Annotated in this window: 9 protein-coding genes; 4 read left to right on the top strand and 5 right to left on the bottom strand. The window is 36.2% G+C overall.

All coding sequences use genetic code 11. The features are described from left to right. Window positions 1-763 precede the first annotated feature (763 nt). A complete protein-coding gene (locus tag FW781_RS20890; RefSeq protein ID WP_149389195.1) occupies window positions 764-1810 on the bottom strand; it encodes a PA0069 family radical SAM protein in 1047 nt (348 codons plus the stop codon). 121 nt (window positions 1811-1931) lie between these two features. Beyond that, complete coding sequence (locus FW781_RS20885; RefSeq protein ID WP_149389194.1) at window positions 1932-2126, bottom strand: hypothetical protein; 195 nt, start codon at window positions 2124-2126, stop codon at window positions 1932-1934. A gap of 175 nt (window positions 2127-2301) precedes the next feature. Here FW781_RS20885 and FW781_RS20880 point away from each other — a divergent pair, with 175 nt between their 5' ends. Then, window positions 2302-2652 (top strand): hypothetical protein, encoded by a 351-nt coding sequence (locus tag FW781_RS20880; protein WP_149389193.1) that lies wholly within the window; start codon window positions 2302-2304, stop codon window positions 2650-2652. A gap of 109 nt (window positions 2653-2761) precedes the next feature. Here the strand turns inward: FW781_RS20880 and FW781_RS20875 are convergent, their stop codons facing one another. From FW781_RS20875 to FW781_RS20865, 3 genes are read right to left on the bottom strand one after another with little or no spacing between them, the layout of a single operon-like run. Further along, the gene (locus FW781_RS20875; RefSeq protein WP_149389192.1) at window positions 2762-5413 is read right to left on the bottom strand and encodes a hypothetical protein; all 2652 of its coding nucleotides are present in this window, start codon (window positions 5411-5413) and stop codon (window positions 2762-2764) included. Between the two features lie 30 nt (window positions 5414-5443). Further along, on the bottom strand, window positions 5444-6241 hold the full coding sequence (locus FW781_RS20870) for a DUF2797 domain-containing protein (protein ID WP_149389191.1): 798 nt from the start codon (window positions 6239-6241) through the stop codon (window positions 5444-5446). 34 nt (window positions 6242-6275) lie between these two features. Next, on the bottom strand, window positions 6276-7331 hold the full coding sequence (locus tag FW781_RS20865) for a DUF389 domain-containing protein (RefSeq protein ID WP_149389190.1): 1056 nt from the start codon (window positions 7329-7331) through the stop codon (window positions 6276-6278). A gap of 76 nt (window positions 7332-7407) precedes the next feature. Here FW781_RS20865 and FW781_RS20860 point away from each other — a divergent pair, with 76 nt between their 5' ends. From FW781_RS20860 to secA, 3 genes are all read left to right on the top strand, one after another. Further along, a complete protein-coding gene (locus tag FW781_RS20860; protein WP_149389189.1) occupies window positions 7408-8436 on the top strand; it encodes a GDP-mannose 4,6-dehydratase in 1029 nt (342 codons plus the stop codon). A 136-nt stretch (window positions 8437-8572) separates the two neighbouring features. Continuing rightward, window positions 8573-8794, top strand: coding sequence for a DUF2795 domain-containing protein (locus FW781_RS20855; RefSeq protein ID WP_002662059.1), 222 nt, complete (start codon window positions 8573-8575; stop codon window positions 8792-8794). A gap of 123 nt (window positions 8795-8917) precedes the next feature. Continuing rightward, window positions 8918-11992: a preprotein translocase subunit SecA gene (gene secA, locus FW781_RS20850; protein ID WP_149389188.1), complete on the top strand. Its 3075-nt coding sequence runs from the start codon at window positions 8918-8920 to the stop codon at window positions 11990-11992. Window positions 11993-12004 lie beyond the last annotated feature (12 nt).

The raw sequence follows: 12004 nt of genomic DNA, 5'->3' as shown, positions 1-12004 counted from the left end.
TACCGAATCTCTCTCGTTTTTCAGTGGGGCAAAGATAACAACTTATAACAACGCAAAACAACTTTATTTAACATAAATTTTACCTTTACGTAATATTAATCCCTAATCCGCTGGAACGCAGGAACAAAAATTTTAAACATTTGTTTGGAAGAATGCACGATGGGTCGGAGAGTGGGAGAATTTGAGGGTTTGAGCGTGAGGGAATCATGAGTAATGAGTAATGGGTAATGAAAGATACATTATATTATATAGGATAAAAAGTAAGTTGGGCTAAAGCCATAGGAAGAGGGAATGCTTAATGAAAACGGGCTAAAGCGCGTTCCTATTGAATGAATATTGGTTTAACCGCAGAGGACACGGATTTGTGCAGATGATCATGGAGAGCTTTTGATGAAAAAAGGATAGAATCATTTCTATTGAATATAATGAGCTTGTTTTTATAATACAAACCCCAGAACACGGAACTCGCAACACACAACTCATAATTCATAACTCATAATTTGTAATTCGTCTCACCCCTAGCCCCGATAGTAATGGTTACCCCGCAGCTTGCCTTTGAAAGGGATGGGGTGGCTGTAGGAAAGCGCGGGCGCGAGGAGTATGAATGGATAGCAGGAAAAGCTCCTGAAAAAGATTTATATTATATACTATATATATGATAAGTCCAGAAAGCAAGAGCCGTGGAAAGTTTATTGAGAACAACATCTTGAAAATAGCACCTTCTATACTATATATAATAGCAGGATTATTCCAGAGGTCCTAATCAATCAAACAATCTTAATTGCTGATCGCGGGCACCGGTAAAATTAGCTGTTGAGAGTTTTGGAAATTCCTTACCGTCAAAAAACTTTTTTCTGCCGATTTTAAATGTTGTATGAATCATTTCAGCAATGTTACCCTCTCCCTTTTGTCTTTCAAAATATCTTTTATCTCCAAGCTTTCCGCCCCGCATAGAACGGATAAGATTTAAGACTTTCTGCGCTCTGTCCGGAAAATGAGTTTCTATCCAATTAACAAAAACAGGTTCAACAGTATCATTTAATCTTACCAGAGTATATCCAAATCCTGAAGCTCCTGCCTCGGAAATAGCTTTTAATATATTCAGAGGTTCATCACTGTTGAGTCCGGGAATGATGGGAGCAACCATTACATGTACGGGAATGTTGTTTCCGGAGAGAATTTCTACGGCTTTTAATTTATTTTTTGCAGAACTCGTCCTGGGCTCCATCTTCCGCCTCAATTCTTCGTTGATGGTGGGAATACTTAAAGAAACTGACACAAGATTTTGCTCCGCCATGGGTTTTAAAATATCAAGATCTCTTAATACCATTGCATTTTTTGTCAGAATATTGACAGGATGTCTGTAATCAAGACAAACCTGCAGGAGTTTTCGGGTGATTTCAAATTGTCTTTCGGCGGGCTGATAACAGTCTGTATTTCCGGATAGCAGAATCGGGGCTGCTTTATAGCCTCTTTTTTGAAAAAATTTTTCCAGTAATTCGGGAGCATTTTTTTTGACCATGATCTTTCTTTCAAAATCAATCCCGGCACTGTACCCCCAATACTCGTGCGTAGGTCTTGCAAAACAATAAGAACAGCCATGTTCGCATCCCTGATAAGGATTCATGGAATATTCCATCGGAAGATCTTCGCTTTTCACCTGGTTAACAATTGTTTTGGGAAAAACTTCAGTGAAGGAGGTTTTTACTGTTTCGAAATCTTCATCTTCAGGTTCATAGGTATACCTGTCGAAACGATTAATAACGTTTCGCTGAGCACCCTGACCTTTTATGAAATTTTCGTTTTGCATTCCTGTGTAAAATTAAAATGGAATTTGCATAAAATAATGAGTTTTAACATTAAAGTTTTCCACAAAAAAATCCAACACTTTCAAAAGCGTTGGATTTAACATAATTAAATATATTTTTTTACTACTTCAGTGCGTAAAACTCTACTCCATGAGTTTCATCTTCTTGATTTTTATCATCAAAGTGTCTGTGATAGTCCGAATAGGAATCACTATATTTTTTATCTTTTTTAGTCAATATTTTTTTTATGCTGATTAAACTTAATACTGCCAAAAGACCAACTCCTCCTGCCAGTAAAACTCCAACTTCTTTTTTCATATTTTCATTGATTTAATATTGTTAGCATTGCAAAAAGTATACCTATTTTATTTTTTTAAATTATAAATTTTGTTAACATTCAACTTTATTTTTAGGGAAATTACAATCTACTATTTTTCTTATATTTAAAGATTGCAATGGTTTAATTATTGTACTTAACAAGAAAAATATTATTATGGAAAATTCAGGGAATTTTGATGCAATGACAACCTTAAGTGAAGTCATGAAAACGCTTTCTGAAAGAGGAATACACAGAGAATTCAGAATGAACGAAAAATGTGAAATGAAATTTGAAAATTCTGATAAAGTTTATCAGCCTGCAGAATTGGTGATTTTAAAAACATATCGTTTTGAAGGAGACAGCAATCCTGATGACAACGCAGTGCTGTATGTAGTAAAAGATGGTTCCGGAAACCGTGGAATGATCATAGACTCATACGGGGCAGATAGTAATTATCCGGGTGAAGAGTTTGATAAGTTTTTAAGAGATATTCCCATTCTGGAAAGTGACGAATTCAACTTTTAACTGAATCTATCTTATATTAATTTTTTAAACCATTAAGGTTGTTTTAAATTAAAAAGACATCTATTTTATATGATCATCAATAATGGGTCAATCTTAATGGTTTAAAGAATTATCCTTCAGATTTTTCCTTTTTCTTGAAAATATTATTCAGAAAGCCTTTCTTTTCTTTTTTTTCTGCTTCCGGTTTGGGATCTTCTTTTTTACTTTTGATCTCCTGTTTTATTTCTTTTACAGACTGTTTCATTTCTTTCACAGAAGAAACCGCCTCTTTTACCTTTTTTTCTGTCTTTTCTACATTTCTACCAATAAGGGTTTTCTTCAATCCTTGCTCAATTCCTTTCCAAAACAGATTAAAGAAAGATTTTGTCGGATCGCGTTCTACATTTTCTACGGTAACAGACTCGGGGAAACTCCCTGAATCTGATTTTAGAAAAACGTTCGCAACAGCCGTCAGAAGTCCTTTTTTCTCATGATTATTCTTATTGAGTACGGCAATTTTCAGATCTTTATGTTTAAGATTAAAAGCCCCGTGTAATCCGGCAGGATTTCCTTTAAAATTAAAGAGCATTTCCTGGATTGTTCCTGCAGTAGCTGTCACATGAAGGTAAGGCCTGATAAACGGGTTAATACCACTAGCCGGAAGACTGGTAGTTTTTCCTGAAATTCCAAAATTATCATTGTGATCAGCAACATCAAAGTTCCAGTTTACGGAAAGTGGTGAGAGGTTCATGAAAGAGCAGTTGATTTTAATATCCACTTTTGTAGGCTTTCCTTTTATTTTAGCAGAATTCAGGTTTCTGACATTCATATTAAAGTTACTGAAGATCAGTTTTCCGGGTCCCATACTTTCCGGAGTATCTTCTTCGTATACCAATACTGAGTTTTTCAGATCGAGATTATTAATCGTCATCGGAATTTTAATAGAACGCAGCATTTTGGAATACAAGGCTTTTACTTTGGGATCGTCTTTCGGAATTTTGCTTCTGAAAATATTGGCATCTGCAGACTGGATCATAACGCGGGAAGCATTCACCATTTTATGATCAGAAAACAGATCCCACTCTCCTTCTGCGATGATTTGTCCGGCTTTTATATCATACAGATCTCTCTCAACGGGAATCATTTTGATAAACTGAGCTCTTGAAACGAGAGGTTTCATTGCAAAATTATTGATCTGAACTTTATTTTTGTTAAGCTTCAGCAACCCTAAACTCATATTATAGAACTGTGTTCTGTAATCAAAGTTCCGGGTGGTGAGATAATAATCTTTAACCCTTAAAGATAGTCCCTGCTGATTGGGCTTGGGTAATAATTCAATATTATTTATTGTGGCATTTAAATCATGAAAAGTCAATGGCTCTTTTCCCTTATCATAGGTAATATTTGAATTTTTCAAAGACATTTTCCCTACAGTAACAGACTGTATGATCCCTGGCCCGGAAGTCCTATCTTGCTTCTTCTCCCCTGCTTTGACTGTTCCGTTTACATTATCAACAAGAATATCTTTAATATCCAGATTGAGTTTTTTATCAGCGAATTTCAGCTTATTGATATTAAAAGCAATATGATCTGTTTTTAAATTAATTGTTGTTTTTCCAACTGAGGAAGAACCTGGTGTCAGTACCATGTCCAGAATTTCACCATTTGTTGGCTTCAGGGCAAGACTTCTTATTGCAATATTCTGATGATTAGAATATACTATATCTCTTCCTGAGAGCAGAAAATCTTTATACCCAATAGGAATGACCTGTTCTGAGCTTTCCTTATCAAACTTGAGCTGATTAATATTTAAGTTAAGATTTCCAACAGACAAAAGTGTATTGCCGTCAGGCTTGTTGATCTGAACTACGGCATTATTCAGTTTTATATTTTTTAAATCAACTTCAAAATTTGATTTTTTTTCGTTCTTTTCAGCTTTTATTCCTGTTTTATATACTGTAAAAGCCGGATTTTGAAAGTCTGCATTAGCAAGTGACACTTTATTTTTTGTCAAAACCACATCTTTGAATTCCATTTTTGGAACGCTAAATTCAAATAATTGGGGCTTTTTAGGATAAAACCTTTTAAACTGTACAAAAGAAAGAAGCGGAGTCAGTCTGAAATTTTCAACCGACATCTGCCCATCACTTGTATTAATCTTATTAATGGTAATGGCATACGTTTCATCCGGACGGAAAAAGAATTTCTCTCCCTTAATACTATATCGATCGAAAACTACGGGAAGTTTATTTTCAACCGACTCTTCTGTCATCTGTAAGTTTTCTACAAACAGATTAAGTTGCTGTACAGATAAGAATTTCTGTTTGGTATGTTTAAAAATAGCAATCTTCCCTTCATTGATCCTGATATTTTCAAACAAAAACGGGTTTCTCTTTTTTCCAGTTTTATGATCAACAGGTTTGGCGAGAATGACATTTAAATTAGGTTTTGCCAGCAACAAATCCGAGGAGCTGATTCTTTTATTAAAAACAGCATCATAAATTCCAAACCGGCTTATTTTCAAGGTGTCAATAGTTCCCTGAAGGCCAATAACGTCTATGTTTTGAGGATTTTTACTATTGACAGAAATTCCTGTAGCAAAGATATTTCCTGTTCCTAAATCTACATCCAGAGCTTTATAAGAAACTTTATAATCGGTATTCTTTTTTATATACTCCGGAAGTTGGGTTTTAAGCCATATATTCAGTCCGAAATTCGCAGCAAGAAGAATTCCTGCCAGGATTCCGAAACTTACCAATAGTCTTTTAACCCATTTTTTCATATTTTGTGATTTAGTTTTATTTTACATCGATTAATTCCTGATTTCAAGATCAATTACATATCCTTCATGTCCTCTTACATTGATGAAGTTTCCTCCTTCAAATCCCAGATACTGTCCTTTGATTCCGGAAAGTATTCCGGTAAATTCAGGTTTTTTATCTAAAGTAAATGAAGTAACCTTTTCCGGTTTTTCAAAAGGATAATCAAACGCCCATAGCTCTTCTCCTTCTCTGTAGAATTTCTGAAAATCTTCAGGGAAATATTCTTTGATTTTCTGTCTGAAGTCTGCAAGGTCTATTTCTCCTTCAAAATCATCCTGAAGCATTTTTCTCCAATTGGTTTTATCTGCTAAATGTTCTTTCAGTGCTACTTCTATCATTCCTGCTTCATAGCGGTTTTCGGTTCTTGCTATGGGTAATGCAAAAGTTGCTCCCTGATCAATCCATCGTGTTGGAATCTGAGTATTTCTTGTTACGCCTACTTTTACGTCTCCGGTATAAGCCAGATACACGGTGTGTGGCTGAAGCTGAATTTGTTTTTCAATCTCCAGATCTCTTTCAGCAACTCCTAAATGTGCTGTAGAAAGCTCCGGACGGATAATGGTATCACTTGCATAAGGACTTTCAAAAAAGCAGCTTTTGCAGAATCCCATCCTGTAAACAGGCTTATTTTCACCACAGTTCACACATTGAAACCCAGTATGCCTGACACTTAATTCCCTTCCAATCAACTCATTCATATGGATCAGGTCTCCTGAAAGATTGAGATAATATTGGATGGGTTTAGCATCGTAGCTTGTCATTTTTAAAATTTGCCCTTGAAACTGCATAATGATGTTTTTAAGTATAGTAAATATAGAAATTTTATTTGATCTTATTTTGCAATTTCACCTGGTCTAATTCCTTTTTTAAAGCATTTATCTGGCTTTGAAGCTTTTGCAATTCCGGATCATTTATATTTTTTGACTGAGGGGAATACTGCCATATCAGATGGATATCCTTTACTAAATCATTATGCTCATCCAGCCTTTTTTTACTGATGGTAACACTGTCATTCAAAAGGGTGATCTTTAAAAAATCCTGCCCCTTTTCTTTAAATGATTCATGATTAATGATAGCCAGTTCAGGATGGCTCTCTTTTATAATTCTGATATATTTTTCTGCCCTTTCCTTCAATGTTTCTTTTTCCCATTTCTTTTTAGTAAGCAGTATACTTGGAATCAAAATAATAACGGAAAGCAGGCTAATCCACACAGAGACCTTACGATTATTGCTGTTTTTTTCTCTGTAATATTTCTGATATCCCAGCACGAGGCTTAATATCCAGGTTCCTACCGCTATAAAAAAACAATTGATAAGATAAAAATAAAAGCCTCCCCAAAAATATTCCCAATTTCCATTGGCAATACCAAACCCTGCCGTACACAGAGGAGGGATACATGCTGTAGAAACCGCCACCCCGGCAATAACTTTGATAGCTTCTTTCCTTACGATCCCCAGAAACCAGGCCAGACCTCCAAGCAGCGCTAAAAAGCAGTCGAAAATAGTAGCCGTCTTAAAGCTTTCCAGCTGTGAAGTTTCCGAATGAAACGGAGAGATCAGAAAATATAATGTGGAAGAACAAATGGCAACCACTATCATCAAGAGCCAGTTAAAAACTCCAAGCCTTATAAGCCTCCTGTTTCCTATAGAAAACCCAAATGCAATTCCTACTATAGGCCCCATCAATGGAGAAATAAGCATCGCACCGATTACGGCAGCAGGGCTATTAACATTTAACCCAACGCAGGCAATGCCCATGGAAATGACCAAAAGCCAAAGATTGTGGCCTCGGAAATAAATCCCTTCCTCTATCTCACCGAATGTAAATTCTTCATCTTCTTCTTTAGGAAGTACAAATAACTTTTGAAGATTTATCATTGATTTATATTTTCTGACAAAAGTATAAAAACACCATTCAAGTTTTATTAATAAATTTGTCAATTAAAATCAACAAATGACTTATCTTGTAACCGGAGGAAGCGGCTTCATTGGTTCCCACCTAATAGAGAAATTATTAAGAAATGGACATTCTGTCATAAACATTGACAATTTTGATGATTTCTATAATTATCAGGTAAAAATTAAAAATACTTTAGATTCAATTGACAAAATTTCGGATTTTGAATTCTCGGATAAAGAGACAGATATCCAACGTTTGGCTCTTCTCACCCGTTCTGATCAATATTCCCTCTATTGGCAGGACATCAGGGATAAAAAAGGCCTTGAAAACATCTTTAAAAGCCACCACATCGATATGGTGATTCATCTGGCTGCGCTTGCCGGTGTACGCCCTTCTATTGAACGGCCTTTAGAATATGAAGAAGTGAATGTAAGAGGTACAATGAATCTTTGGGAGCTGTGTAAGGACTTCAATATTAAAAAATTTATTTGCGCCTCCTCATCAAGTGTTTATGGAAACAATGAAAAGATTCCTTTTGCAGAAACAGATAATGTGGATAATCCTATTTCTCCTTATGCAGCTACCAAAAAAAGTGGTGAAGTCATAGGACATGTTTACCACAATCTATACCATATAGATATGATCCAGCTTAGGTTCTTCACAGTATATGGGCCAAGACAGAGACCAGATCTCGCCATACATAAGTTTGTAAAGCTTATGTCAGAGGATCAGGAAATTCCTTTCTATGGTGACGGGAGTACTGCCAGAGACTATACTTATATAGATGACATTATTGATGGGATTACCAAGTCTATTGTTTATCTGGAACACAATTCCGGGGTTTATGAGATTCTTAATCTCGGAGAAAATCAGGTGGTCACATTATCAGAGATGGTTTCTACTATAGAAAATGCACTGGGAAAAACTGCCATCAAAAAAATTCTGCCAATGCAGCCGGGAGATGTCACAAAAACCAATGCCGATATTACGAAAGCAAAGGATTTAATAGGGTATAAACCGGCCACAGACTTCCAAAATGGCATAAAAAAATTTGTGGAATGGTTTTTGAGAAAACGACAATAAGTAAATTGCTGACATAGCTGCCATTCAGTTTGTGACAGCCATTGATAAGAAAAAATTATAAAAAGAATTGAAAATCAAGTATAAAAAAGTTTATTATACAACCTATTTTTATACTTTTGCAAAAAATTAGAAAATTATGTACTGGACATTAGAATTAGCTTCATATTTAAGTGACGCACCTTGGCCAATGACAAAAGCAGAGCTTATTGACTACGCAATCAGAACTGGTGCACCTATGGAGGTAGTAGAAAACCTTCAGGCAATCGAAGACGAAGGAGAAATTTATGAATCTATCGAAGAAGTATGGAGCGACTATCCTACTGACGAGGATTTCCTTTGGAACGAGGACGAATATTAATAAAGCGATAAGCTTTAGGCTGCGTGCTTAGAGCTTTTTTGCCCTTTTTATATATTAATCTACACGATAAGTGTTATTTAAAACGCTTAAAGCATTTTGCATTAAGCATAAAGCAAAAAATTTATGAGTTTTTTAAACAAAGTTCTTAAAGGGTTTTTGGGAGACAAAAAAGCGCAGGACCTAAAAGAAGTAAAAAAAGTTGTAACAAAAATCAAGGCTGTAGAACCTAACATTCAACAATTGTCGGATGATGGTTTGAGACAAAAGACTGCTGAGTTTAAAGAGAATATAAAATCTGCAACCAGCAAGATCACAGCTCAAATAGAACAGATAAAAGAGCAGATAAAAAATTCAACCAATGTTGACGAAAAAGAAGCTCTTTTTTCAAAAATTGAGTCTCTAAAGAAGGAATCATACGAAATTGAAGAGAAAGTTCTTGTTCAGGTTCTTCCCGAAGCTTTTGCATTGATCAAAGAAACGGCAAGAAGATGGGCACAGAATGGAGAGATCCGTGTAACGGCAAGTGACTGGGACAGAGAACTGGCTGATGCAGGAAAAGATTTCGTGAGCATTCAGGGAGACACAGCTGTTTGGAAAAACTCATGGGACGCTGCCGGAACTCCAGTAGTTTGGGATATGGTCCACTATGATGTTCAGTTTATCGGAGGGGTTATTCTTCACAGTGGTAAAATTGCCGAGATGGCAACCGGTGAAGGTAAAACTTTGGTAGGAACATTACCTATTTACTTAAATTCACTTCCGGAAAGAGGAGTACACGTTGTAACCGTGAACGACTATCTTGCAAAAAGAGACTCCGCATGGATGGGTCCTCTTTACCAGTTCCATGGAATGTCTATCGACTGTATCGATAACCACCAACCGAACTCAGACGGAAGAAGAAAAGCATACAACTCAGATATTACTTACGGAACGAACAATGAGTTCGGTTTCGATTACCTGAGAGATAATATGGTGACTTCACCTTCAGAACTGGTACAAAGAGAATTGAACTTTGCTATCGTGGATGAAGTTGACTCTGTATTGGTAGATGATGCAAGAACTCCATTGATCATTTCCGGTCCGGTTCCTCAGGGAGACAGACAGGAGTTTGATGTTCTTAAACCTTCTATTGACAGAATTGTTGAAGTACAAAAGAAAACCGTTTCTGCTATTTTCAACGAAGCGAAAAAATTAATCGCTGCAGGAAATACTAAAGAAGGAGGATTCAAATTGCTTCAGGCGTACAGAGGTCTTCCAAAAAACAGACAATTAATCAAATTCTTATCGGAAAGCGGAAACAGAGCATTGCTTCAGAAAGTTGAAGCGCAATATATGCAGGATAACAACCGTGATATGCCGATTGTAGATAAAGATCTTTACTTCGTTATTGAAGAGAAAAACAATCAGGTAGATCTTACAGACAAAGGTGTTGAATACATGTCTCAAGGAAACTCTGATGCCAATTTCTTCGTTCTTCCTGATATCGGGACTGAAATTGCAGAAGTAGAAGCTAAAAACCTTTCTAAAGAAGAGGAATTTGAAGCTAAAGAAAGACTTTTTGCAGACTTTGCCGAAAAATCTGAGCGTGTTCACACAATGAGCCAGCTACTGAAAGCATATACATTATTTGAAAAAGATGATGAATATGTAGTAATTGATGGTGAAGTAAAAATCGTTGACGAGCAGACAGGTCGTATCATGGAAGGAAGACGTTATTCTGACGGCCTTCACCAAGCGATCGAAGCCAAAGAGAATGTAAAAATTGAGGCAGCGACTCAAACTTTTGCAACGGTTACGCTTCAGAACTATTTCCGTATGTACAACAAACTTGCGGGGATGACGGGTACTGCTGAAACTGAAGCCGGTGAGCTTTGGGAAATCTACAAACTAGATGTAGTAGTTATCCCAACAAACCGTCCAATTTTAAGAAATGACAAACAGGACTTAGTTTTCAAAACTAACAGAGAAAAATATAATGCCGTAATTGAAGAAATTGAAAAACTAACAGCAGCAAGAAGACCTGTCTTGGTAGGTACAACTTCTGTTGAAATTTCTCAATTATTATCAAAGGCACTTCAGTTAAGAAAAATTCCACACCAAGTATTGAATGCGAAGCTTCACAAGAAAGAAGCAGAGATCGTAGCAGGTGCAGGACAGCCGGGAGTTGTAACTATTGCAACCAATATGGCAGGTCGTGGTACGGATATTAAGCTTTCTAAAGAAGTAAAAGAAGCCGGAGGTTTAGCAATTATCGGTACCGAAAGACACGATTCAAGACGTGTTGACAGACAGCTTAGAGGTAGAGCGGGACGTCAGGGAGATCCTGGAAGTTCTCAGTTCTATGTATCTCTTGAAGATAACCTGATGCGTTTGTTCGGTTCTGAAAGAATCGCTAAAATGATGGACAGAATGGGTCATAAAGAAGGGGAAGTAATTCAGCACTCTATGATCAGCAAGTCTATTGAAAGAGCTCAGAAGAAAGTAGAAGAAAATAACTTCGGAACCAGAAAGAGACTTCTTGAGTATGATGACGTAATGAATAAACAACGTGACGTAATCTACAAGAGAAGAAAGAATGCTCTATTCGGAGATCACCTGAAATATGACATTACGAATATGATTTTTGATGTTGCTAATTCTATCGTTGCGAAAGGAAAAGCTTCTGGAAGTTATAAGGATTTTGAATATGAGATCATTAAAACATTTACAATGGAATCTCCGGTTTCTCAAAATGATTTTAATAATAAAACCGTTCCGGATCTGACCAATATCTTATTCAAGGCCGCTCAGGAAGATTACGCAATGAAGCTGAACTTACTGAAAGAAAAATCTTTCCCAATCATTGAGAATGTTTACCAAAACCAAGGTTCAATGTTCAAAATGATCCAGGTTCCTTTCACAGACGGACACAAAACAATGACTATTGTAGCTGATCTTAAAGAGGCTTATGATACTCAGTGTGAAAGTTTAGTGAACGATTTCGAAAAGAACATTACTTTATCAATCATTGATGAAAACTGGAAGCTTCACCTTCGTGAGATGGATGACTTAAGAAGATCTTCACAAGGAGCTGTTTACGAGCAGAAAGATCCATTGGTAATTTATAAGCAGGAATCTTTCCACTTATTCAGCGAAATGATCGACAAACTCAACAAAGAAATTATTTCTTTCTTATACAAAGGAGAAATTCCAGCTTAAGAAAAATTTAAT

It is taken from the genome of Chryseobacterium panacisoli (assembly GCF_008274625.1).
Classification (GTDB): domain Bacteria; phylum Bacteroidota; class Bacteroidia; order Flavobacteriales; family Weeksellaceae; genus Chryseobacterium; species Chryseobacterium panacisoli.
The sequence above is the reverse complement of the archived record's forward strand: the minus strand, read 5'-3'. Positions and strand labels throughout refer to the sequence as shown.

Bases quoted from the DNA above. Each gene is read 5' to 3' on its own strand.
- FW781_RS20890 (WP_149389195.1), bottom strand. From the start codon at position 1,810: ATGCAAAACGAAAATTTCATAAAAGGTCAGGGTGCTCAGCGAAACGTT.
- FW781_RS20885 (WP_149389194.1), bottom strand. From the start codon at position 2,126: ATGAAAAAAGAAGTTGGAGTTTTACTGGCAGGAGGAGTTGGTCTTTTG.
- FW781_RS20880 (WP_149389193.1), top strand. From the start codon at position 2,302: ATGGAAAATTCAGGGAATTTTGATGCAATGACAACCTTAAGTGAAGTC.
- FW781_RS20875 (WP_149389192.1), bottom strand. From the start codon at position 5,413: ATGAAAAAATGGGTTAAAAGACTATTGGTAAGTTTCGGAATCCTGGCA.
- FW781_RS20870 (WP_149389191.1), bottom strand. From the start codon at position 6,241: ATGCAGTTTCAAGGGCAAATTTTAAAAATGACAAGCTACGATGCTAAA.
- FW781_RS20865 (WP_149389190.1), bottom strand. From the start codon at position 7,331: ATGATAAATCTTCAAAAGTTATTTGTACTTCCTAAAGAAGAAGATGAA.
- FW781_RS20860 (WP_149389189.1), top strand. From the start codon at position 7,408: ATGACTTATCTTGTAACCGGAGGAAGCGGCTTCATTGGTTCCCACCTA.
- FW781_RS20855 (WP_002662059.1), top strand. From the start codon at position 8,573: ATGTACTGGACATTAGAATTAGCTTCATATTTAAGTGACGCACCTTGG.
- secA (WP_149389188.1), top strand. From the start codon at position 8,918: ATGAGTTTTTTAAACAAAGTTCTTAAAGGGTTTTTGGGAGACAAAAAA.